Source organism: Noviherbaspirillum sp. (assembly GCF_035627455.1).
Lineage (GTDB): Bacteria > Pseudomonadota > Gammaproteobacteria > Burkholderiales > Burkholderiaceae_D > Noviherbaspirillum.
This window is the reverse complement of record NZ_DASPLS010000109.1, coordinates 1-23,728: the sequence shown is the minus strand read 5'-3', so window position 1 is coordinate 23,728 and position 23,728 is coordinate 1. Positions and strand designations below refer to the sequence as shown.

Genomic DNA, 23,728 nt, shown 5'->3' with positions numbered 1-23,728 from the left:
GAGAAAACCATGACCATTCGCGTCGCAATCAACGGCTACGGCCGCATCGGCCGCAACATCCTTCGCGCTCACTACGAAGGCGGCAAGAAGAACGACATCCAGATCGTCGCCATCAACGACCTGGGCAATGCGCAATCGAACGCCCACCTGACCCGCTACGACACCGCGCACGGCAAGTTCCCGGGTACCGTTGAAGTCGACGGCGAATTCATGATCGTCAACGGCGACAAGATCAAGGTCTTCGCGCAGCGCGACCCGGCGCAGATCCCGTGGGGCGAGCTGAACGTCGACGTCGTGCTGGAGTGCACCGGCTTCTTCACCACCAAGGAAAAGGCTTCGGCCCACCTCAAGGGCGGCGCCAAGAAGGTGATCATCTCGGCGCCGGGCGGCAAGGACGTGGACGCGACCGTCGTCTACGGCGTGAACCAGGCAGTGCTGAAGGCATCCGACACCGTGATCTCCAACGCCTCCTGCACCACCAACTGCCTGGCGCCGCTGGTTGCTCCGCTGCATGAAAAGATCGGCGTGGTGAACGGCCTGATGACCACCGTGCACGCCTACACCAACGACCAGGTGCTGACCGACGTGATGCATGAAGACCTGCGCCGCGCCCGTTCCGCCACCCAGTCGATGATCCCGACCAAGACCGGCGCCGCCGCCGCGGTCGGCCTGGTGCTGCCGGAACTGAACGGCAAGCTGGACGGCTACGCGATCCGCGTGCCGACCATCAACGTGTCCATCGTCGACCTGTCCTTCGTTGCCGCGCGCGACACCACCGTCGATGAGATCAACGCGATCATGAAGGATGCGGCCAACGGCGCGCTGAAGGGCATCCTGACCTACAACACCGATCCGCTGGTTTCCGTGGACTACAACCACAACGACGCGTCGAGCAACTTCGATGCGACGCTGACCAAGGTGTCCGGCCGCCTGGTGAAGGTCTCCTCCTGGTACGACAACGAGTGGGGCTTCTCCAACCGCATGCTCGACACCACCGTAGCATTGATGTCCGCGAAGTAATACGGCAAATGTCTTTGAAACGCCCCGCTGGCCGGGGCGTTTTTTTTTGCTATATTGGTTGCCTCTTCGACATGGAGGTGGCATGCGTCAACTCAAGAGCTGGTTCAAGGGCAACAAGGGTTTTGTATTCTTCCTGTTCGGCATGGTGCTGGTGCGCAGCGCGGTCGCCGACTGGTACGGCGTGCCGTCGGGCTCCATGTATCCGACGCTGATGATCGGCGACCGCATCGTCACCGACCGCCTCGCCTACGACGTGAAACTGCCGTTTACCGATGTGATCGTGACAAGCCTGGCCGACCCGCAGCGCGGCGATATCGTCACCTTCACCTCCCCCGAGGACGGTGTGCGCCTGGTCAAGCGCGTGGTGGGCCTGCCCGGCGACGTGGTGGAAATGCGCGGCGAGGAACTGGTCGTCAACGGCGAGAAGGCGGTCTATGCGCCGGCGGCCGGGGAGGTCGCGGCGCGGGTTGCGCCCGACTACACGGGGCAGCAGCTCGTGCTGACCGAACAGATCCTCGGCCAGCGCCACCCGATCATCGTGATGCCGCAGCGGCCGGCACTGCGCTCCTTCGGCCCGGTCACCGTTCCCCCGGGCGAGTACCTGATGCTCGGCGATAACCGGGACGCGAGCAAGGACTCGCGCTACATCGGCTTCGTGCGGCGCGAGCTGATCACCGGGCAGGTGAAGCGCGTCGCGTTCTCGCTCGATACCGACCGCTACTTCCTGCCGCGCCTCGAGCGCTTCGGCACCGCGCTCGCGACCCCGTAGCGGCAAGCCGGGGGCGACGTGCGCGCCCGGCTGCCCCGGTCAGGCCGCGTCTTCCGCGCCGAGCGTCGCCGCCCAGAGCTGCTGCACCCGCTCCGCCTGCCGCGCGACGCGTTCTGTCTCCACCCGTGCCCGGTCGTTCCCCTGCAGCCGGATATTGTGCTGCAGCTTGCGGAACAGGCGGTACGCGTCCGATACCTCGAGCGCGAGCCCGGCGTCGATCAGCCCGAGCTCGCCGCACAGTTTCAGCAGCGCGATATTGCCGATGTCCGCGGTCAGCTGCGGATGGCGCGCCGCATGCAGCAGCACCAGGTACTGCACGATGAACTCGATGTCGATCATGCCGCCGGCGTCGTGCTTCAGGTCGAACAGCACCGAGCGGTTGGGGTGCGCCTCGTGCATCTTCCTGCGCATCGCCCTTACTTCGCGCCGCAGCGCCTGCTCTTCGCGCGGCTTGCGCAGCACCTGCTCCCGGATCGCCTCGAAGCGTTCGCCGATCGCCGCGTCGCCCGCGCAGAAGCGCGCGCGGGTCAGCGCCTGGTGTTCCCACACCCATGCATTATCGGTCTGGTACTTCTCGAACGCCGACAGCCGCGACACCAGCAGTCCGCTGGCGCCGTCCGGCCGCAGCGCGATGTCGATGTCGAACAGGATGCCTGCCGGCGTGTGGCTGGTCATCCAGGTGATGAAGCGCTGCGCCAGTTTCGCATACAGCGCCGGCGCTTCCTGGTCGTCATCGTCGTAGAGGAAGATCACGTCGAGGTCGGACGCGTAGCCGAGCTCCTTGCCGCCGAGCTTGCCGTAGGCGACGACCGCAAATTTCGGCACCTCGCGGTGCCGGCTGTGGAGGGTCTGCCAGACCGCCCTGATGGTCGCCTCCACCAGGATGTCGGCGAGCGCGGACAGGTGGTCGGCCAGCCTTTCCACCGTCAGCGCGCCTTCCAGGTCCTGCGCCAGCAGGCGGAACAGCTGCGCATGGTGAAGGTCGCGCAGCACGTTCATCTGGTGCTCGGTATCGCCGTTTGCGGCATCGAGCTGGCGCTGCACCTCGGCGGCGAACGAAGTCCAGTCCGGCGCCGCCTTCAGCGTGTGGTCTTCCAGCAGTTCGTCGAGCAGGATCGGGTGGCGCGTCAGGTACTTCGCCGCCCAGTCGGAAGCGCTCATCATGCGGATCACCCGGCCCAGCGTATGCGGATACTCGGTCAGCAGCGCGAGATAGGCGGCGCGGCGCGCGATCGCCTCGAAGAAATCCAGCAGCCGGCCCAGCGTCGCGCGGCGCGTCTCGGAGTGTTCCGCAATCAGCGGCAGTGCAGCGTTGACCAGCGCGACCAGCTTGCCGCGGCTCGCACCCGGCAGCGAGGCCAGCTTCGGCGACTGCAGGGTGAGCAGCAGGCGTTTTGCCGCGTCGGGCACGTCATCGAAGCCCAGTGCCGCCAGGCGCGCTTCGATCGCTTCCTGGCCGTCGTGGTCCGTCAGCACATTTGCCGCGGCACGTTCGTCGGCTTCGGGATTCTGCGGCGTGCCGCCGCTCTTGTCGCTGAACATCGCATCGAACTGCGCCGCGACCACCGCGCGTTGCGCGTCCAGCTCTTCCAGCAGCGCTTCGACATCGGTGAATCCCATCATCTTCGCCACCGTCAGCCGGTCGTCCGGATTGGCTGGCAGGGTATGGGTCTGGCCATCGTCGAGGTATTGCAGCCGGTGCTCGAGGTTGCGCAGGAAGGTGTAGGCCTCCAGCAACCGGCCGACCTCGTCGGCGGTCAAGAGGTTCTTTTCGGCGAGCGTGTTCAGGGTTCTGCGGGTCGACCGGTCGCGCAGCGACGCGTCGCGGCCGCCGCGGATCAGCTGGAACACCTGGGCCAGGAATTCCACTTCCCGGATGCCGCCGCGTCCCAGCTTGACGTTGTTGGTGCGGCCAGGGTGGCGTGCTTCCTGCCGTGCGACTTCGGCCCGGATCTGCGCGTGCATGTTGCGCAGCGCCTCGATCGCGCCGAAATCGAGATAGCGCCGGTAGACGAAGGGCCGCACGATCTGCTCCAGCGTCTCGATGTCGGCGGCGCGGCCGGTCAGCGCGCGCGCCTTCACCCATGCGTAGCGCTCCCATTCGCGCCCCTGCACCAGCAGGTACTCTTCCACCATTGCGAAGCTGGCCGCCAGCGGGCCGGATCCGCCGTTGGGGCGCAGCGCCATGTCGACGCGGAAGGTGAACCCGTCCTCTGTGATCTCGGACAGCGCGCCGATCAGCTTCTTGCCCAGCCTGACAAAAAATTCATGGTTCGACAGCTGCCGCTGTTCCGGCGAGGTGGTTTGCGTTTCGCCGTTTTCCGGGTACACGAAGATCAGGTCGATGTCGGAAGAGACATTCAGCTCGTGCCCGCCCAGCTTGCCCATGCCCAGCACGATCAGCTCCTGCGGCTGGCCGGACTCCGCCCCGGTTGGCGTGCCGTGCGCCTGCACCAGTTCCGCGTGGAGCGCGTCGACATGGCTGCGCACGGCGAAGTCGGCGAAGGTGCTGATGGTGGTGAGCACTTCGTCAAGGGTGGCGCGTCCGGTCAGGTCGCGTTCGATCAGGGTGCACATCACGAGGTTGCGCACGCGCCGCATCGCCCTCTGCAGCGGCATGCCGGCCTCTGTTTCTTTTTGTAAAAGCCGGGCAAAATCGGCCGGTGTCATGGATAATTCGACAAGCTCCGCCAACATGCCTGCGCGCGCCGGATCTGCATTCAGCCATCGCGCGAAGAACCGCGATGCAATGTTACTGGTCAAATAGGATGGGGTCACAATATCAAAAGGGAGTGTCGATCAGGGGAAGTCTTTGCGCCGCGGCGGTGGTCCTTGGGCCGCTGCCTTCGTTTCCATGCAGGTGATATCCGTGCGAACATGTCACTTGTTTCGATTGCATTATCGCGCCGACCCTATTGTACGCTGCCTGTTTTCCGCTGTTCTTATTGATGTTCATTGCCAAATACATTCCACGCCAGATCGCCGTCCGCGCTATCGCCTGCTGGTATGCGATCAGGGAATGTTATCGGATCGCCAACACCGCGTCGCGCCACCTGCTCGGCGCGCTGCTCAAGGTCACGATCCTTGCCTATTTCCTCTTCTGCATCCTGGTGCTCGGCCTGCGGTACGTGGTCCTGCCGCATATCGACAGTTACAAGCCGGAGGTCGAGACCCTTGCTTCCCGCACGGTGGGCAACAAGGTCACGATCGGCGACATCCGCGCCTCCTGGTCGGGCCTGCATCCGCGGCTGTCGCTCGACACCGTGGTCATACATGACAAGTTCGGCAATGCGTCGCTGACGCTGCCGAACGTGTCGGCCACGCTGTCATGGTGGACCCTCGCGGCGGGCGAGCTGCGCCTGCAGCAGCTCGAAATCAATCATCCCGACATGGACGTGCGGCGCGATGCCGACGGCAAGCTCTATGTCGCCGGCATCTTCGTCGACATGGGCAAGTCCGGCGACGGCAAGGGGGCGGACTGGGTGCTGTCGCAACGCGAGATCGTGATTCGCGACGGCCGCCTGCGCTGGAACGATTACAAGCGCGCCGCGCCTGAACTCGTGCTCGATAACGTCGACTTCGTGCTGCACAACGAGTGGCGGCACCACCGCCTCGCGCTGCGGGCGACGCCGCCGGAAGCGTTCGCCGCGCCGCTCGACGTCCGCGCCTCGTTCAGCCATCCGCCGTTCGCGAGCCGGATCTCGGAGGCGGCGGCATGGAAGGGCGAACTCTATGCCGACCTGCGCGACACCGACCTCGCGGTGTGGAAGTCCTACTTCGACTACCCGGTCGAGATGCAAAGGGGGAAGGGCTCGGTGCGCGCCTGGCTGAGCTTCGACCGTGCCAGGGTTGCCGATTTCACCGCCGACCTCACGCTCAGCAATGTCTCGACCCGGCTGCGCAAGGACCTGGAGCTGATGAACCTGACCGAGGTCAGCGGACGGATATCGGTGCGCGAGGAATTCAACCGCGACAGCGAAGACGCGACGCCCACCTTCGGCGAGAACGGCCACGCGGTTTCCCTGACCGATTTCACGCTGCAGACCGACGACGGCCTGTTCCTGCCGCGCACCACGATCAGTGAAAGTTACACCCCCTCCCGGCCGGGGCGCCCCGGCAAGACCGAAATCCGCGCAAAGCTGCTCGACCTCGAGACGCTGGCCAACTTCGCCGAGCGGCTGCCGCTGCCGGCCGAGCAGCGCCAGATGCTGGCCGACCTCGGGCCGCGCGGCGTCCTGAGAGATTTTGCCGCGCACTGGCAGGGAACCTATCCCGGCATTTCCAGCTATAACGTCCGCGGCCAGTTCGCGGGCCTGTCGCTCAAGCCGCAGGCAGCGCGCGCAGCCCGCCCAAAGAGCGGCAATACGCCCGCGCAGGCGGCGGTGCCGGCGATTCCCGGCTTCGATAACCTGACCGGCTGGGTGGATGCGAGCGACCGCGGCGGCAGCGTCAACCTCGCCTCGAGCAAGGCCAGCCTGCAGCTGCACGGCTATTTCGACGACCCGTTGCTGCCGCTCGAACGGCTGAACATGCAGGCAACCTGGGCCTTCCAGGGCAAGGATCAGGTACTGGTCGACGTGCAGAAAATGGACTTCATCCACGAAGACCTGGCCGGTTCGTTCACCGGCAAGCACCTGATGCCCTTGAACCAACAGCCCGGCAAGCCGATGGGCACGATCGACGTGACCGGCCGCCTGAACCGGCTGGAATTGCTGAAGGTCGGGCGCTATCTGCCGCTGCAGACGCCCGACGAGCTGCGCCAGTGGCTGACCGGCGCGCTCATCGGCGGCGCGGTCAAGGATGTGAAGTTGCGCTTGAAGGGCGAGCTGTCGCAGTTCCCGTTCCACGCGCAGCACGACCGGCAAAAGGGCGAATTCAGCATCGCCGGCCGGATCGAGAACGGCAAGCTGAACTATGCGCCGGGGATGCTGGCCAGGGACGGCAAGTCGCCGGCCTGGCCGGTGATCGAGCAGATCAACGGCACCATCGCCTTCGATCGCGCGCGCATGGACATTTTCGCGGAAAGCGCGAAAAGCGCCGGCACCAACCTGTCGCGGGTGAAGGTCGCCATTCCTGACCTGGCTGACCACGACGCGGTGCTACTGGTCGACGGCGAGGCGGCCGGGCCGCTGCAGAGTTTCGTGCGTTTTACCAACGACAGTCCGGTAGGCGGGTGGATCTCGCACTTCACCGAGGAGACGAAATCAACCGGCAACGCCAGGCTCGCGCTGAAGCTGCAATTGCCGCTGCAGCGGATGGCGGAATCGAAGGTGAACGGCAGTCTGCAATTTGCCGGCAACAATGTCACGCTGCGCAATATTCTTCCGCCACTGTCCGGCGCGATCGGCAAGCTTGAATTCGACGAGAAAGGCTTCGCGATCGCCGGCATCAGGGCCGGCTTCCTCGGCGGGCCGGTGACGATATCCGGCGGCACCCAGCGCGACGGCAATATCCTCGTGAAGGCGGATGGCACGCTGACCGCGGACGGCGTGCGCAAGGTGTACGCAACCCCGCTCACGCAGCGCTCGTCGGAGCGCATCAACGGATCGACCCGCTACAGCACCACCATCCGGGTGCGCAATGGGCAGCCTGATATCCTGGTTGAATCCAGCCTGGCCGGCATCGCGCTCGACTTTCCCGCGCCGCTGCGCAAGACTGCCAGCGAAACCCTGCCGTTGCGGTTCGAACTCGCCGGACTGCCGGGAAGCGACGCACTGATGTCTCGCGACGAAATGAAGCTCTCGCTGGGGCCGATCGCCGCCCGCTACGAACGGCAGAAGGCCAACGACAAGGATGCCGAATGGCGCGTGGTTCGCGGCGGCATCGGCGTCAACATGCCGGCGCCGATGCCGGACAACGGCTTGATCGCGAACGTTTCCATGAAATCGCTCGACATGGATGCGTGGCGGCGCGCGCTTACCTCCGTCGTTTCCTCCGGCGGCAGGCAGGCCGAGACGCGCAAGACCGACGAGCTGTCGATTGCGCAGTACATCGAACCCGACGTGCTGGCCGCGCGCGCCACCGAACTGACCGTGATGGACCGCAAGCTGGACAACGTGGTCGTCGGCGCCTCGCACGAGAAGGGGACGTGGCAGGCCAACATCGATTCGGAACAGGCGTCCGGCTATGTGACCTGGGTGGAGTCGCCCCAGGGACTGGGCAAGGTCACCGCGCGGCTGGCGTCGCTGATCATCCCGAAGACCGCTGCCAGCGACGTCAGCGACCTGCTCGAAGGCAAGAACAGCACGACCCAAATGCCGGCGGTGGACATCGTTGCCGAAAACTTCGAGTTGTTCGGCAAGAAGTTCGGCCAGCTGGAACTGGTGGCGCAGAATGGGCGCGGCTTTACCGGCCGCGAATGGCGCATCAGCAAATTGTCAATTGTCAATGCGGATGCGGAACTGAAGGCCACCGGCAAATGGACCAGCCGCGACGGCGACAACCTGTCGAGCCTGAATTATTCGCTCAATATCGCCGACGCCGGAAAGCTGTTGGAACGCTTCGGTTTTGCCAATGTGCTGCGCGGCGGCAGGGGCAAGATGGAAGGCGACGTCAACTGGAAAGGTCTGCCGTTCTCGCTCGACATTCCAAGCATGAACGGCCAGCTCACGCTCAATCTTGCGTCCGGCCAGTTCCTGAAGGTCGACCCGGCGGCCGCGAAACTGCTCGGCGTGCTCAGCCTGCAATCGCTGCCGCGCCGTCTCGCGCTGGATTTCCGGGACGTGTTTTCGGAGGGTTTTGCGTTTGACGGCGTGACCGCGTCGGCCGCGATCAACCAGGGCGTGGTGAAGACCGACAACTTCAAGATGCGCGGGCTGTCGGCGACCGTCCTGATGGACGGCACAGCCGACATTGCGAAGGAAGCGCAAAACCTGCATGTGGTGGTCATCCCGGAGATCAATGTCGGCGCCGCTTCCGTCGTGTACGGCCTGGCCGTCAATCCGGTAATCGGCGTGGGTACCTTCCTTGCGCAACTGTTCCTGCGCGATCCCCTGATGAAAGCCTTCACCTTCGAGTACGAAGTGACCGGCCCGTGGAAGGATCCGGTCGTCACCAAACTTGTGCGCAAGCCCACTCCGCCGGCCGGCGAGGTGGTCCGCAACAGCGGAAACAGTTGAGGAGGTCGCATGCAAGACGAATCGTTCAAGCTAGCCGCCGTGCAGATGGTATCGACGCCGGTAATCGAGGAAAACTTCGCCACCGCCCACCGCCTCGTCGCCGACGCCGCGCGGCAGGGCGCAAAGCTGGTGCTGCTGCCCGAATACTGGCCGCTCATGGGCATGAAGGAAGCGGACAAGGTCGCGCATGCGGAACAGGCCGGCCGCGGCCCGATACAGGACTGCATGGCGCAGCTTGCGCGCGAGCACAATGTCTGGCTGATCGGCGGCACGCTGCCGATGACCGCGGTCGAGCCGGACAAGGTGCGGAACTCGATGCTGGTGTACAACCCGCAGGGCGAGCACGTGGTGCGCTACGACAAGATCCACCTGTTCAGCTTCACCAAGGGCGACGAGTCCTACGATGAAGCCCGTACCATCGTGCCCGGCAGCAGCGTCACCACCTTCGAAGCGCCGTTCGGGCGCGCCGGCCTGTCGGTATGCTACGACCTGCGCTTCCCGGAGTTGTACCGCGCGATGGGCGACTGTGCGCTGATCGTGGTGCCGGCAGCGTTCACCTACACTACCGGGCGTGCGCACTGGGAAATCCTGTTGCGCGCGCGCGCGGTCGAGAACCAGTGCTATGTGCTGGCAGCGGCGCAGGGCGGCCGGCATCCGAACGGACGCCGCACCTGGGGCCACAGCATGCTGGTGGACCCGTGGGGCGAGGTGAAGGCGCAGCTGCCGGAAGGCGAGGGCGTCGTCGTCGGCGACCTCGAGCCTGCACACTTGCAACGGGTGCGCGAGAGCCTGCCGGCATTGAAGCACCGCAAGCTTTGAGTCCCGCCCCTGACGGGAATGTTTCTCCTGCTCCATCTCCGTGCGGCGCGAGGACGTGCCCGGCAGAGATGATCTACAATCTGTGAATTCCACCGGACTTTTGCGCGCATGCCGCGCTGCTTGCCACACACTATGAATCTATTCGAACCGAATCTCCAAACTCTCGCCGTCGCCCGCGACATCCTGCTCGCACCGTTCGGGCTGGACGAAGCCAAGCTTTCCCGCGCCATCGGCGAAATCTTCACGCACAAGGTCGACTATGCCGACCTGTATTTCCAGTTCACCCGCAACGAAGGCTGGAGCCTCGAGGAAGGCATCGTCAAGACCGGCAGCTTCTCGATCGACCAGGGCGTCGGCGTGCGCGCGGTGTCGGGCGACAAGACCGCATTTTCCTATTCCGATGACATCTCCGAGCGCGCGCTGATGGAAGCCGCTGCCGCGACCCGCACCATTGCGCGCCAGGGCGCCGGCAAGGTGAAGGTGGCGTCGGCGATCCAGCCGGTGGGCGGCCGCTCGCTGTACCTGCCGCACGATCCGCTGGCTTCGCTTGACGCGACCGAAAAGGTGCGTCTGCTGGAAAAGGTCGAACGCATCGCGCGCGCGAAAGATCCGCGCGTGGTGCAGGTGATGGCCGGCCTGGCCGGCGAATACGACGTGGTGCTGGTGGTGCGCAGCGACGGCGTGCTGGCGGCCGACATCCGTCCGCTGGTGCGGGTTTCGGTCACCGTCATTGCAGAGCAGAACGGCCGCCGCGAAGTCGGTTCCTCCGGCGGCGGCGGGCGCTATGACTACAGCTATTTCACTGATGAACTGCTTGAAAAGTATGCCGCCGAAGCGGTCGAATCCGCCGTCGTGAACCTCGATGCGCGTCCCGCGCCCGCCGGCCCGATGACCGTCGTGCTCGGCCCGGGCTGGCCAGGCGTGCTGCTGCACGAGGCGGTCGGCCACGGTCTGGAAGGCGACTTCAACCGCAAGGGCTCGAGCACCTTCTCCGGCCGCATGGGCGAGCGCGTCGCCGCCAAGGGCGTGACCGTGGTCGATGACGGCACCATCGCCGACCGCCGCGGCTCGCTCAACATCGACGACGAAGGCAACCCGACGCAGTGCACGACGCTGATCGAGGACGGCATCCTGACGGGCTACATCCAGGACACGATGAACGCGCGCCTGATGAACATGAACGTGACCGGCAATGCGCGCCGCGAGTCCTATGCGCACCTGCCGATGCCGCGCATGACCAATACCTACATGCTGGCCGGCGACAAGGATCCGCAGGAAATCATCGCGTCCGTGAAGAACGGCTTGTACGCGGTGAATTTCGGCGGCGGCCAGGTCGACATCACGAACGGCAAGTTCGTGTTCTCCGCCAGCGAAGCCTACATGATCGAGGATGGCAAGATCACCTACCCGGTCAAGGGCGCGACGCTGATCGGCAACGGACCGGACGTGCTGAACCGGGTATCCATGATCGGTAACGACATGCAGCTCGACAGCGGCATCGGCGTCTGCGGCAAGGAAGGGCAGAGCGTGCCGGTGGGGGTGGGGCAGCCGACGCTGCGCATCGACGGCGTGACCGTCGGCGGCACGGCCTGAGGGGAATTATCGGGGTGACAGGTTTTTCGGGTTTTTGGCCGCCGAAACGGAGGCAAGTGCAAGAAATCGCCGCGATTTGCCCCCCATGGCTTGCCAAAAGCCTTGATTTACTGCACCATTAAACGGAATTTTCAGCAAAATTACTGGAAACCATGACTTTCGCGCGCTTTTACTTTTATTTTTTCTTTAGCTATTCCAGCCCCAAGGCGGTGGAAAAGCGGTAAGCGCACAAGTAAAAGAGCCCGAACCGAATCCTGAAAAAACCGCCAGAAATGGCGGTTTTTTTATTTATACCTACCCGAACCTGACTGGAGAGACCAACATGCACCGTACCGACGATTTGCGCATCCGGGAAATGAAGGAACTCGCGCCTCCCTCGCACCTGATCCGCGAATTCCCGTGCACCGAGAAGGCGTCCGACACCGTCGCCAATTCGCGCATCGCGCTGCACCGCATCCTGCACGGTCAGGACGACCGCGTGATGGTGGTGATCGGCCCCTGCTCGATCCATGACACGAAAGCGGCGATGGAGTACGCGCGCCGCCTCGCCGAGCAGCGCGAGCGCTTCAAGAACGAGCTGGAAATCGTCATGCGGGTGTATTTCGAGAAGCCGCGCACCACGGTAGGCTGGAAGGGCCTGATCAACGACCCGTACATGGACAACAGCTTCCGCATCAATGACGGCCTGCGCATGGCGCGCGAGGTGCTCCTGAACATCAATGAACTCGGCCTGCCGGCCGGTACCGAATTCCTCGACGTGATCAGCCCGCAGTATGTCGCCGACCTGATCAGCTGGGGCGCGATCGGCGCCCGCACCACTGAATCCCAGGTTCACCGCGAACTCGCATCCGGCCTGTCCTGCCCGGTCGGTTTCAAGAACGGCACCGACGGCAACGTCAAGATCGCGGTCGATGCCATCAAGGCTGCGTCCCAGCCGCACCATTTCCTGTCGGTCACCAAGGGCGGCCACTCGGCGATCGTCTCCACCGGCGGCAACGAGGATTGCCACATCATCCTGCGCGGCGGCAAGGCGCCGAATTACGATGCGCCCAGCGTGGAAGCCGCCTGCAAGGACATCGCGGCCAATGGCCTCGCGTCGCGCCTGATGATCGACGCATCGCATGCGAACAGTTCCAAGAAGCCGGAAAACCAGGTGCCTGTATGCGCCGACATCGGCAAGCAGATCGCCGCCGGCGATACCCGCATCGTCGGCGTGATGGTGGAATCCCATCTGGTGGCCGGCCGCCAGGACCTGGTGCCGGGCAAGGAACTGACCTACGGCCAGTCGGTGACCGATGGCTGCATCGACTGGGATACCAGCGTGAAGGTGCTGGAAGGGCTGGCGGAGTCGGTGCGCCAGCGCCGGCTGGCGGATACGGAGTAAATCCGGGTGCGGGCGCAGCCTGTTGCTGCGTCCTGCAAGCGCAGTTCTTACGGCGGCCCCACCCACCCTGCGGCCCTTTAACGGCACGCAACCGCTCTAGCGACTCAGGACCCGTAGGGTGGGTGGGGCCGCCGAGGAAGAGCGAAGCGAAACCCACCATTTTCCGTGCTCGAGCGCACGGTGCTTATCGCTTCGCTCAACCTTGGCCCCCCCGCCCTGCGGCCCTTTAACGACCCGCAGCCACTCTAGAAGCGCTTGGTGAGCACCATCTGCTCGCCTTCGCGGCGCATCTCGGTGCGGTTGAGGAAGGACATGCCGAGCAGGATGATGGGCAGGCCCTGTTCCTGCACGACGGCATCGACCTGGTTCAGTTCGATGTCGCCCACCTTCACCGTGTTGAGCCTGACCATGTAGGCCGGCACCACGCCATTGGCGGTATTCACGTAGCTGACCCGGCCCCTCTTGTAATCGATGCCGAGCCGCTTCGCGTCCGCCGCCGGCAGCGCGATCAGGGTCGCGCCGGTATCGAGCAGCATGCGCACGCTGCCGCCGTTGATCTGCCCGTTCACCATGTAATGACCCTGGCCGTCCGCCTGCAGCGTGGCGCTTGCCCTGCCGCTGCCCGGGCTGCGGTTCACATGCTCGCCCAAGGCGATCACCTGGCGCTTGCCGTTGGCCTCGATGGTGGCGCCCGACTCGTTGGCGGCCACCAGCCTGATGCCGTCCGCCACCGTCGCGCCCACCGAATACGTCTTCGGCGCGCCGCCGTCAATCACCAGCACCGCCTTGTTCGGGAAGAGTCCGACCACGCTGATATCCGCTGCGAAGGCGGCATGGGAGAGGAACAGCAGGCCGGCGGCGAGGACGTGGGCGCGCATGATGCGTCAGTCGCGGAAGTTGTTGAAATCCAGCGGCAGGTCGGTGACTTCCTTGCGCAACAGCGCGATGGTTGCCTGCAGGTCGTCGCGCTTGGCGCCGGTGACGCGCACCGCGTCGCCCTGGATGCTGGCCTGCACCTTGATCTTGCTGTCCTTGACGATCTTCACGATCTTCTTCGCGGTGTCGCTGTCGATACCGTTCTTCACCTTGATCAGCTGCTTGACCTTGTCGCCGCCGACCTTCTCGATCTTGCCGATGTCGAGGAAACGGACGTCGACGTTGCGCTTGACCATTTTCCCGGTCAGCACGTCGCGTACCTGGTTGAGCTGGAATTCGCTGTCGGCGTAGGCGGTCAGCTCGCGCTCCTTCTGCTCGACGCGCGCGTCGCTGCCCTTGAAGTCGAAGCGGGTGGTGATTTCCTTGTTCGCCTGGTCGACCGCGTTGCGGACTTCGACGGTATTGGCTTCGGAAACGACATCAAAAGACGGCATGGTTGTTCTCTCTTTACTGTTGGTAAAAGCGGCCCTGTTCTCATTCTTGGCAGCCGCGTTGCGAGTCGGTCAAGGCCGATTCTAGCCGACAAAAAAACGGGTGGCTAGCAGCTTAGGTTTGGCGCCTGTCATCAACCGGTTCGAACACACCTCCCCAACCAATTGATGACAGGCCCTATATAATTCCCGGCTTATGGCTACCGTTCTTCCCGTTCAATACGAGCATTCGCTGCGCCGCCTGAATACCTTTGGCATCGACGCGAAGGCGAAGGCATATCTGTCTGTCACGTCGGCCGACATGTTGATCCAGGTCAGGCATGACGACTTCCTTGCGCGCCTGCCGCGCCTGGTGCTCGGCGGCGGCAGCAACCTGCTGTTGACCGGCGATTTCCCGGGCCTCGTGCTGCACATGCAGACGGCGGGTGTGGCGGTCGTCGGCGACGACGAGGATGCGGTGTATGTGAAGGCCGCGGCCGGCGAGAACTGGCACGGATTCGTGCAATGGACGCTGCAGCAGGGACTGGGCGGACTCGAAAACCTGTCGCTTATCCCGGGTAGCGTGGGCGCTGCGCCGATCCAGAATATCGGCGCCTACGGCGTCGAACTGAAGGACCGCTTCCATGCGCTAAGGGCTTTCGATTTCCGCAGCGGCGATACCTTCGAGCTGGACAACGCGGCCTGTCGTTTCGGCTACCGCGACAGCATCTTCAAGCATGAACTGCGCGAGCATGCGGCCATTCTCGACGTGACCTTCGCGTTGCCGAAAAGGTGGCAAGCGAATACCCAATACGCCGACGTCGCGCAGGAGCTCGCCGCGCGCGCGATCGATTCCCCGACGCCGGCCCAGGTCAGCGACGCCGTGGTTGCGATCCGCACGCGCAAGCTGCCCGACCCGGCGGCAATCGGCAATGCCGGCAGCTTCTTCAAGAACCCCGTGGTGCCGAAGGCGCAGCGCGATGCGCTGCTGGAACGCTTTCCGCAGCTGGCGAACTACGCGCAGTCCGACGGCAGCTACAAGCTCGCGGCCGGCTGGCTGATCGACCAGAGCGGCTGGAAGGGCAGGAAGCTGGGCAATGCCGGCGTCTACGAGAAACAGGCGCTGGTGCTGGTCAATCGCGGCGGCGCGACCGGAAGGGAAGTGGCGGATCTGGCTGCGGCGATCCAGGCCGATGTGCTGTCCCGGTTCGGGGTGCGGCTGGAGCCGGAGCCGGTGTTCATCTGACGGGCCGAAACAAAAAAAGGGCGATCGGTCGATCGCCCTTTTTTCATGCCGCCACGAAGTGGCAGACGTAGTCCAGCGTCTCCAGCGTTTCGATGTCGAAGCTGGAGTTGCCCGGCACGTTGAAGCTCTGCCCGCCCTCGTACGTGGTCCATGCCTCTTCGCCCTTCAGGCGGATGCGGCACTTGCCCGCGTTCAGTTCCATGATTTCCGGTGCGCCCGTGTTGAAGGTCAGCGACGACGGGAAGATCACGCCAATCGTCTTCTTCGTGCCGTCGGCGAACAGCACGCTGTGCGAAACGCATTTGCCGTCGAAGTAGATGTTGGCTTTCTTGACGACGGAAACATTGTCGAACTGGGTGGTCATGTGGTTGCTCTCAAGGTGTAGGATGGAAAAAAGCCCGGGGACAGGCGTGCTTATATTTTCAGCACTTCCTGCAGGACGGTCTTGGCGACAAAGCCCATCATGCCCACGGTCAGGACCAGGAAGAGCGCGAGGGTGCCCATTTTCCCTGCCTTGGACCGCCAAGCGATCTCCGCCACGATGAACACCATGAACAGGATCAGGCCGCCGACGCCCCAGGTGCTGCCGAAGTGCGCGATCTGATCTTCAGTAAAGCCGAAAATCGTTCCCATTGTGAATTAGCCTTTCTCGCGCGCCGCCGGTTGGCGCCGCGACGCGCACGCGCATGTCCGCCGCGCCGCATCGGCGGCGGCGGACATGCTGTGAAATGGAGGAGAGCCGGGGGGCTGCTGCCTTATTCCCCGCTGTTCTTGCCCAGACGCGGCAGCGCCACCGACGAGCCTGCGGAGAGCAGGCCGGCCTTGCTGTAGATGCCCAGCTTTTCGCGCGTGTCGGTGATGTCCAGGTTGCGCATCGTCAGTTGTCCGATGCGGTCCTGCGGCGTGAACGCGCCTTCGCCCTTTTCCATCGTCAGGCGTTCCGGCTGGTAGGTCAGGTTCGGCGACTCGGTGTTGAGGATCGAGTAATCGTTGCCGCGGCGCAGTTCCAGCGTGACTTCGCCGGTGATCGCGCGCGCCACCCAGCGCTGCGACGCTTCGCGCAGCATGATCGCCTGCGGGTCGAACCAGCGGCCCTGGTACAGCAGGCGGCCGAGCTTGCGGCCGTTCTCGCGGTACTGCTCGATCGTGTCTTCGTTGTGGATGCCGGTGACCAGGCGCTCGTAGGCGATGAACAGCAGCGCCAGGCCGGGGGCCTCGTAGATGCCGCGGCTCTTGGCTTCGATGATGCGGTTTTCGATCTGGTCGCTCATGCCGAGGCCGTGGCGGCCGCCGATGCGGTTCGCTTCCATCAGCAGGTCGACCGGATTCGCAAAGGTGATGCCGTTCAGAGCGACCGGGCGGCCTTCCTCGAAGCGGACGCTGACTTCTTCCTTCCTGATCTCGACGTCGTCGCGCCAGAAGGCCACGCCCATGATCGGCTCGACGATCTTCATGCCGCTGTTCAGGTGTTCGAGGTCCTTCGCTTCATGCGTGGCGCCAAGCATGTTGGAGTCGGTGGAGTAGGCCTTCTCGACCGACATCTTGTAGTCGAAGCCGGACTTGATCAGGAATTCCGACATTTCCTTGCGGCCGCCGAGTTCGCGGATGAAGGTGTCGTCGAGCCAGGGCTTGTAGATGCGCAGCGCCGGGTTGACCAGCAGGCCGTAGCGGTAGAAGCGCTCGATGTCGTTGCCCTTGAAGGTGCTGCCGTCGCCCCAGATGTCGACCTTGTCTTCCTGCATCGCTGCCACCAGCATGGTGCCGGTCACGGCGCGGCCCAGCGGCGTGGTGTTGAAGTAGGTGACGCCGGCGGTCGAGATGTGGAAGGCGCCGCTCTGCAGCGCGGCGATGCCTTCCGCCACCAGTTGCTCGCGGCAGTCGATCAGGCGCGCCTGCTCGGCGCCGTACTGCTTCGCCTTTTTCGGGATGGCGTCGTAGTCGGGCTCGTCCGGCTGGCCGAGGTTCGCGGTGTAGGCGTACGGGATCGCGCCCTTCTGGCGCATCCAGTGCAGTGCTGCGCTGGTGTCAAGGCCGCCGGAAAAGGCGATGCCCACTTTTTGATTGACGGGGACGGACTGGAGGATGGTCGACATGATTTCTGCTTCGCGTGCGTGAAATGATATTTTGGTAAGACGATACGGAGCCGGACTCGCTTAATCGTTGAGCCGGCCCAGCACCAGGTATTCAAGCAGTGCCTTCTGGACGTGCAGGCGGTTCTCGGCCTCGTCCCACACCACCGACTGCGGGCCGTCGATCACCTCGGCGGCGACTTCCTCGCCGCGATGCGCCGGCAGGCAGTGCATGAAGAGGGCGTCAGCGTTGGCGCGCTTCATCTTCTCGGAATCGACGATCCAGCCGTCGAAAGCCTTCAGCCGCGCCGCGTTCTCTTCTTCGTAGCCCATGCTGGTCCAGACGTCGGTGGTCACCAGGTCGGCGCCGGCGCAGGCATCGGCCGGACTGGCGAAGAAGGTGTAATTCGCATTGCCCGGCGCCACCAGGGACGGGTCGATTTCGTAGCCCTTGGGGGTCGAGACGTTGACGTGGAAGCCGAACACCTGCGCTGCCTGCAGCCAGGAGTAGAGCATGTTGTTGGCGTCGCCGATCCAGGCGACGGTCTTGCCCTTGATGGAGCCGCGCTGCTCGATGTAGGTGAATACGTCGGCCAGGACCTGGCAGGGATGGTGTTCGTTGGTCAGGCCGTTGATGACCGGCACCCGCGAGTGGCTGGCAAAGCGCTCGATGATGTCCTGGCCGAAGGTGCGGACCATGATGATGTCGCACATGCGGGACATCACCTGCGCCGCGTCTTCCACCGGCTCGCCGCGGCCGAGCTGGCTGTCGCGGGTATTCAGGTAGATCGCCGCGCCGCCGAGCTGGTGCATGCCGGCCTCGAAAGACAGGCGGGTGCGGGTCGAATTCTTTTCGAAGACCATCACCAGCGTGCGGTCGAGCAGCGGGTGGTAGGTTTCGTAGTTCTTGAACCTGCGCTTGATGATGCGGGTGCGTTCGATCACGTACTCGAATTCATCAAGCGTAAAGTCGGAGAACTGGAGGAAGTGTTTAATTGCCATAAATGGAAACGGCGGCGAGTTGGCAGCCGCCGCCGGATGGTTGTAAGCCGTTCAATTATAAGGGTTTTGTGGTGGGAAAGACAGCCTGTAAATATACGGCAGGACGGGCTTGGCCGGGATTATTCGTTTCCATTAAGGCAATTATGCGGAGGCTCTGCCCGGCAGGATGAACCTCCGCCCGGGTTTTTGACTCTGGACCTGCGCGGCCGCCATTGCGAACGCAGGCCCGCGCCGCCATATCACAGTGTGTTCCTGCCACGCTTCCCGATTCGATTCATGTATCTGTTCCTGAAAACCCTGCACATCATCTCTTCCGTGGTCCTGGTCGGCACCGGTTTCGGCTCCGCGTTCTACCTGTTCTGCGCGAACCGCAGCAAGAGCGTGGAAGCGCAGGCGGTGGTGGCGCGCTTCGTCGTGCTCGCGGACCTGATGTTTACGACGCCGGCCGTCATCGTGCAGCCGCTGACCGGCCTGGCGCTGATGTCCATGGCCGGCTGGTCGCTGACCACGCCGTGGATCATGTGGTCGGTGGCGCTGTATTTCCTTGCCGGCGCCTGCTGGCTGCCGGTGCTCTGGCTGCAGCTCGAGATGAAAAAGATGGCGGATGCCGCGGTGCGCGGCGGCGGTGTCCTGCCCGCGCGCTACTGGCAATACGCGCGCTGGTGGGAAGGCCTCGGTTACCCGGCCTTCATTGCGATGATCGCGGTGTATTACCTGATGGTCAACAAGCCGGCGCTGTAGGTATCAGTACAGCGTCTGCGAGGATTCGTGCACCAGCTGCTGGTACAGCGCGTGCCGCAGCGGATGGATCTTGCCTTCCTCGACGGCGGCAAGAATGCCGCAGCCGGGCTCGGCGAGGTGCCGGCAGTTGTAGAAGCGGCAATGGCCGAGATGCGGCGCGAAATCGCGGAACGCGCGCTCCAGCATGCCTTCGGTCAGGTGATAGAGCCCGAATTCCTGGAAGCCGGGCGAGTCCATGATCACGGTGCCGTCTTCCAGCGCGTAGGCGCGGGTGAAGGTGGTGGTGTGCTTGCCGGTGTCGAGCGCGGTCGAGATTTCGCGGGTGGCGATGTCGGCATCCGGCACCAGCAGGTTGATCAGCGAGGACTTGCCCATCCCGGACTGGCCGATCAGGATGGTCTTCTGGCCGCGCAGCAGCGGCATCAGCGTCGCGCAGGCGGCATCCGGATCGGCCTTGACGGAAACTTCGTGCACCGGATAGCCGATGTCCGAATAGACGGCAACCCGTTCCCGCGCCTTCGGCAGCGATTCGGCGACGTCGGTCTTGTTCAGCACGATGTGCGCATCGATGCCGCCGGCCTGCGCCGCCACCAGCGCGCGCGATACGAGGTCGTCGGAAAATCCGGGTTCGGTGGCGACCACGATGAACAGCTGCGTCAGGTTGGCCGCAAGCAGCTTGGACTTGTACTGGTCCGAGCGGTACAGCAGCGTCTTGCGCTCTGCGATGGATTCGATGACGCCCTGGTCCGGCGAGGTTTGCTTGATATGCACCACGTCGCCGACCGCGACGTCGCTCTTCTTGCCACGGGTGACGCAGTTGAGCCGCGCATCGCCCGTCTGCACCAGGTAATGGCGGCCGTGCGCGGCGATGACGGTTCCGGTCGCGCCTGTCATCGTCACTGCGCGGCCTGGCGGAAGATCGCATCGACCTTCGCGGCGCAGATGAAATCGTTCTCGGAAATGCCGCCGCGGCCGTTGTTGACGGAGTGCGTGTCGAACTTCACCACGCAGCGGTTATAGGTGACGACCAGCTCGGGGTGGTGGTCGTCCGCATGGATGACCCACGCGATCGCGTTGACGAAGGCCAGCGTTTCGTAATAGTTCTTGAACGCGAAGGTCTTGACGATCTTTCCGTCCTGCAATGCCCAGTTGTCGACGGCGGCGAGGTAATCCTTGATCTCGGCATCGTTCAGCCCGTTCTCGAGATGCCGGCCCTTCTTCTGGATCAGTTCAGCGGCAGTTACCATGGTTGTCCCCTTTATCTGCTGGCAAGAAGATGATGAATGCGCACGCTCGCCGGCGGATGCGAATCGTAGAAGGCCGAATGCAGCGGGTCGGGCGTGAGAGTCGACGCATTGTCTTCATAAAGCTTGACGAGCGCGGACACCAGGTCCTGCGCGTTCGTGTGGCGGGCGGCGAAGGCATCGGCCTCGAATTCATGCTTGCGCGAAGTGATCGAGGTCAGCGGCGAAAGCAGGAAGGTGAACACCGGGAGCACCAGCGTAAACAGGATCAGCGCCATTGCGTCATTATTCCCGAGCAGCATCGGATCGACGCCGAGGCCGGTAAAGAACCACGCCTGCGATTTCAGGTAGCCGAGCAGCGCGAGAAAGGCGAGCGACAGCCCGAACATCACGGCAATGCGCTTGATCACATGCTTGAGCTTGAAGTGCCCGAGTTCATGCGCGAGCACCGCCTCGATTTCCTGCGGGCCGAGCCGCGCCAGCAGGGTGTCGAAGAAGACGATGCGCTTGGCCGCACCGAAGCCGGAGAAATAGGCGTTGCCGTGCGCGCTGCGCTTGGAGCCGTCCATCACGAACAGTCCCTTGGACGCGAAGCCGACGCGCTGCATCAGGCTTTCGATGCGCGCGCGCAGGTTTTCATCCTGCAGCGGCGTGAACTTGTTGAACAGCGGCGCAATCACGGTCGGGTACAGCACCAGCATCAGCAGCTGGAAGCCGGTCCAGACGAACCAGGCGTACAGCCACCAGAGATCGCCCGACTTTTCCATCAGCGTCAGGATCACCCAGACCAGCGGCAGGCCGATCACGATGCCGACCAGGACATTCTTGACCATGTCGCTGATGTACAGCCGCAGCGTCATCTTGTTGAACCCGAAGCGTGCTTCAAGGACAAACTGCCGGTAGTAGTCGAACGGCAGGTCGAAGACGGCGGAGATGAATGCAAAAGACGCAAGCAGCGCAAGCTGGTAGACCATGCCCGGGCCGGTGAACTTGAACAGCGTGACCGCGATCCATTGCAGGCCGCCGAGCAGCGTGAAGCCGATCAGCAGCGCGGCGCTCACCAGCATCGACACCAGTCCCAGCTTGGTCTTGGCCACCGTATAATCCGCGGCTTTCTGATGTGCCGCCAGCGGGATCTTTTCGGCGAATTCGGCGGGAACGGCATTGCGGTGCGCCTGCACGTGGCGGATATGGCGCGAGCCCAGCCAGAAGCGGACGACCAGGGTAAGAACGAGAAAACCGACGAACAATACCGAAAACGCAAGTGAAGACATGCTGTGCCTGTGAGAAAATGGCGGCTGATGGGGGTTGACCCCGAGGGAAACAATTATGTCACAAGCGAACGAAACACAAACTCCAATAAACGCCCCCGCGCGCCCCAACGAATTCAACCTTGTCTGGGTTGACATGGAAATGACCGGCCTCGACCCGGACAACGACCGTATCATCGAAGTTGCCGTCATCGTCACCGACTCCGACCTCAACGTGCTGGCCGAAGGTCCGGTGTTTGCCATTCATCAGCCCGACGAAGTGCTGGACCGGATGGACGCGTGGAACAAGGGCACCCACGGGCGCTCCGGCCTGATCGACCGGGTAAAGGCTTCCACCGTGACCGAGGCGGATGCGGAAAAGGCATTGATCGAATTCCTGAAACCCTATGTTCCTGCTGGAAAGTCGCCGATGTGCGGCAACAGCATCTGCCAGGACCGGCGCTTCATGGCGCGCAGCATGCCGAAGCTGGAGGCGTTCTTCCACTATCGCAACCTCGACGTGTCGACGCTGAAGGAGCTGTGCAAGCGCTGGAAGCCGTCCATTGCCGGCGGCTTCAAGAAGCACCAGAAGCATACGGCGCTGGCCGACATCATCGAATCGATCGAAGAGCTGCGCTACTACCGCGAGCATTTCATCCAGCCCTGAATTGTCTTACCGTGCCGGCTCCGCGCCTGGAGCCGGCACTTCTTTCTTTCCAAGCATGACTTCCGATACAGATACCCAACCGGCCGACGCATTTGATGCGGCGCCCGAGAACAACCGCAAGGTGCCGACCGAACTGATCGCGCGCGAAGTCGCGCGCCGCCGCACTTTCGGCATCATTTCCCACCCCGACGCCGGCAAGACCACGCTGACCGAAAAGCTGCTGCTGTTCTCCGGCGCGATCCAGCTGGCCGGCACGGTGAAGGCGCGCAAGAGCGGCCGCCATGCGACTTCCGACTGGATGGAAATCGAAAAGCAGCGCGGCATCTCGGTCGCCAGCTCGGTGATGCAGTTCGAATACCGCGACCATGTGGTCAACCTGCTCGACACCCCCGGCCACCAGGACTTTTCGGAGGATACCTACCGGGTGCTGACCGCGGTCGACTCGGCGCTGATGGTGATCGACGCCGCCAAGGGTGTGGAAGAACAGACCATCAAGCTGCTCAATGTCTGCCGCATGCGCGACACGCCCATCCTCACCTTCATGAACAAGATGGACCGCGAGACGCGCGATCCGCTGGAGCTGCTCGATGAGGTGGAATCGGTGCTGAAGATCCAGTGCGCGCCGGTCACCTGGCCGATCGGCATGGGCAAGAACTTCCGCGGCGTCTATCACCTGTTGCGCGACGAGATCCTGCTGTTCAAGGCCGGTGAAGAGCGCGCCGACCAGGAATTCGAGGTGGTCAAGGGCATCGACAATCCGCGCCTTGCTGAAATGTTTCCGCTGGAAATCGAACAGCTGAAGATGGAAGTGGAGCTGGTGCATGGCGCTTCGCATCCGTTCGACCTGGCGGAGTTCCTGGCGGGCAAGCAGACGCCGGTGTTCTTCGGTTCCGCGATCAACAACTTCGGCGTGCGCGAGATCCTCAACGCGCTGCTCGACTGGGCGCCGGCGCCGCGCCACCGCGACGCCACCGTGCGCGCCGTGGAGCCGACGGAAGAGCCGTTCTCCGGCTTCGTGTTCAAGATCCAGGCCAACATGGACCCGGCCCACCGCGACCGCATCGCATTCCTGCGCGTGTGCTCCGGCCGCTTCGAGCGCGGCATGAAGATCAAGCACCTGCGCCTGGGCCGCGAGATCAAGGTGTCGAGCGTCGTCACCTTCATGGCATCGAGCCGCGAACAGGTGGAGGAGGCGTATGCCGGCGACATCATCGGCTTGCCCAACCACGGCAACATGCAGATCGGCGACAGTTTTTCCGAAGGGGAAATGCTGCAGTTCACCGGCATCCCGTATTTTGCGCCGGACTTTTTCCGTTCGGTGCGCATTCGCAACCCGCTCAAGATCAAGCAGCTGCACAAGGGTTTGCAGCAACTGGGCGAAGAGGGCGCGGTGCAGGTGTTCAAGCCGGTGCACGGCGGCGACCTGATCCTCGGCGCCGTGGGCGTGCTGCAGTTCGAGG

The 23,728-nt window shown here is 63.7% G+C and carries 20 protein-coding genes; 10 read left to right on the top strand and 10 right to left on the bottom strand.

Annotated elements, in window-relative coordinates; all coding sequences use genetic code 11:
* Positions 1-9 precede the first annotated feature (9 nt).
* Together gap and lepB are read left to right on the top strand one after the other, a co-directional pair.
* The gene (gene gap / locus VEC01_RS20455; protein ID WP_324902766.1) at positions 10-1,020 is read left to right on the top strand and encodes a type I glyceraldehyde-3-phosphate dehydrogenase; all 1,011 of its coding nucleotides are present in this window, start codon (positions 10-12) and stop codon (positions 1,018-1,020) included.
* Positions 1,021-1,102: 82 nt separating this feature from the next.
* Complete coding sequence (gene lepB, locus VEC01_RS20450) at positions 1,103-1,789, top strand: signal peptidase I (RefSeq protein ID WP_324902765.1); 687 nt, start codon at positions 1,103-1,105, stop codon at positions 1,787-1,789.
* A gap of 39 nt (positions 1,790-1,828) precedes the next feature.
* Here the strand turns inward: lepB and glnE are convergent, their stop codons facing one another.
* Positions 1,829-4,567: a bifunctional [glutamate--ammonia ligase]-adenylyl-L-tyrosine phosphorylase/[glutamate--ammonia-ligase] adenylyltransferase gene (glnE, locus tag VEC01_RS20445; protein ID WP_324902764.1), complete on the bottom strand. Its 2,739-nt coding sequence runs from the start codon at positions 4,565-4,567 to the stop codon at positions 1,829-1,831.
* A 170-nt stretch (positions 4,568-4,737) separates the two neighbouring features.
* Here glnE and VEC01_RS20440 point away from each other — a divergent pair, with 170 nt between their 5' ends.
* From VEC01_RS20440 to aroG, 4 genes are all read left to right on the top strand, one after another.
* Entirely contained in the window at positions 4,738-8,907 is a 4,170-nt protein-coding gene (locus VEC01_RS20440; protein WP_324902763.1) for a YhdP family protein, read from the top strand.
* Positions 8,908-8,916: 9 nt separating this feature from the next.
* The gene (locus VEC01_RS20435; RefSeq protein ID WP_324902762.1) at positions 8,917-9,726 is read left to right on the top strand and encodes a carbon-nitrogen hydrolase family protein; all 810 of its coding nucleotides are present in this window, start codon (positions 8,917-8,919) and stop codon (positions 9,724-9,726) included.
* 132 nt (positions 9,727-9,858) lie between these two features.
* Positions 9,859-11,319: a metalloprotease TldD gene (gene tldD, locus VEC01_RS20430; protein ID WP_324902761.1), complete on the top strand. Its 1,461-nt coding sequence runs from the start codon at positions 9,859-9,861 to the stop codon at positions 11,317-11,319.
* 322 nt (positions 11,320-11,641) lie between these two features.
* A complete protein-coding gene (gene aroG, locus VEC01_RS20425) occupies positions 11,642-12,703 on the top strand; it encodes a 3-deoxy-7-phosphoheptulonate synthase AroG (RefSeq protein ID WP_324902760.1) in 1,062 nt (353 codons plus the stop codon).
* Between the two features lie 245 nt (positions 12,704-12,948).
* Here aroG and VEC01_RS20420 read toward each other — a convergent pair whose 3' ends face one another.
* The gene (locus VEC01_RS20420) at positions 12,949-13,581 is read right to left on the bottom strand and encodes a retropepsin-like aspartic protease family protein (RefSeq protein WP_324902759.1); all 633 of its coding nucleotides are present in this window, start codon (positions 13,579-13,581) and stop codon (positions 12,949-12,951) included.
* A 6-nt stretch (positions 13,582-13,587) separates the two neighbouring features.
* Positions 13,588-14,073, bottom strand: a complete 486-nt coding sequence (locus VEC01_RS20415) for a YajQ family cyclic di-GMP-binding protein (protein WP_324902758.1) — start codon at positions 14,071-14,073, stop codon at positions 13,588-13,590.
* Between the two features lie 193 nt (positions 14,074-14,266).
* Here VEC01_RS20415 and murB point away from each other — a divergent pair, with 193 nt between their 5' ends.
* Complete coding sequence (gene murB, locus VEC01_RS20410; protein ID WP_324902757.1) at positions 14,267-15,295, top strand: UDP-N-acetylmuramate dehydrogenase; 1,029 nt, start codon at positions 14,267-14,269, stop codon at positions 15,293-15,295.
* Between the two features lie 43 nt (positions 15,296-15,338).
* Here the strand turns inward: murB and VEC01_RS20405 are convergent, their stop codons facing one another.
* The 4 genes from VEC01_RS20405 to argF all read right to left on the bottom strand — a co-directional run bounded on the left by VEC01_RS20405 (position 15,339) and on the right by argF (position 18,366).
* Entirely contained in the window at positions 15,339-15,659 is a 321-nt protein-coding gene (locus VEC01_RS20405) for a pyrimidine/purine nucleoside phosphorylase (RefSeq protein WP_324902756.1), read from the bottom strand.
* Between the two features lie 50 nt (positions 15,660-15,709).
* Entirely contained in the window at positions 15,710-15,928 is a 219-nt protein-coding gene (locus tag VEC01_RS20400) for a DUF2788 domain-containing protein (RefSeq protein WP_324902755.1), read from the bottom strand.
* 122 nt (positions 15,929-16,050) lie between these two features.
* Positions 16,051-17,388, bottom strand: a complete 1,338-nt coding sequence (gene argG / locus VEC01_RS20395) for an argininosuccinate synthase (RefSeq protein WP_324902754.1) — start codon at positions 17,386-17,388, stop codon at positions 16,051-16,053.
* 60 nt (positions 17,389-17,448) lie between these two features.
* Positions 17,449-18,366, bottom strand: coding sequence for an ornithine carbamoyltransferase (gene argF / locus VEC01_RS20390; RefSeq protein WP_324902753.1), 918 nt, complete (start codon positions 18,364-18,366; stop codon positions 17,449-17,451).
* Between the two features lie 276 nt (positions 18,367-18,642).
* Here argF and VEC01_RS20385 point away from each other — a divergent pair, with 276 nt between their 5' ends.
* Positions 18,643-19,107, top strand: a complete 465-nt coding sequence (locus VEC01_RS20385; protein WP_324902752.1) for a DUF2269 domain-containing protein — start codon at positions 18,643-18,645, stop codon at positions 19,105-19,107.
* A 3-nt stretch (positions 19,108-19,110) separates the two neighbouring features.
* Here VEC01_RS20385 and rsgA read toward each other — a convergent pair whose 3' ends face one another.
* Genes rsgA through VEC01_RS20370 form a run of 3 tightly spaced genes read right to left on the bottom strand, consistent with a single transcriptional unit; the run spans position 19,111 to position 21,625 of the window.
* A complete protein-coding gene (rsgA, locus tag VEC01_RS20380) occupies positions 19,111-20,001 on the bottom strand; it encodes a ribosome small subunit-dependent GTPase A (RefSeq protein WP_324902751.1) in 891 nt (296 codons plus the stop codon).
* A gap of 2 nt (positions 20,002-20,003) precedes the next feature.
* Positions 20,004-20,354 (bottom strand): 4a-hydroxytetrahydrobiopterin dehydratase, encoded by a 351-nt coding sequence (locus tag VEC01_RS20375; protein WP_324902750.1) that lies wholly within the window; start codon positions 20,352-20,354, stop codon positions 20,004-20,006.
* An 11-nt stretch (positions 20,355-20,365) separates the two neighbouring features.
* Positions 20,366-21,625: a M48 family metallopeptidase gene (locus tag VEC01_RS20370; protein ID WP_324902749.1), complete on the bottom strand. Its 1,260-nt coding sequence runs from the start codon at positions 21,623-21,625 to the stop codon at positions 20,366-20,368.
* A gap of 55 nt (positions 21,626-21,680) precedes the next feature.
* On the opposite strand from VEC01_RS20370, the gene orn reads away from it, so the two are divergent.
* Positions 21,681-22,268, top strand: coding sequence for an oligoribonuclease (orn, locus tag VEC01_RS20365; RefSeq protein WP_324902748.1), 588 nt, complete (start codon positions 21,681-21,683; stop codon positions 22,266-22,268).
* 55 nt (positions 22,269-22,323) lie between these two features.
* Positions 22,324-23,728: peptide chain release factor 3 (locus VEC01_RS20360; protein WP_324902747.1), on the top strand; the 1,405-nt coding region annotated here is incomplete at its 3' end.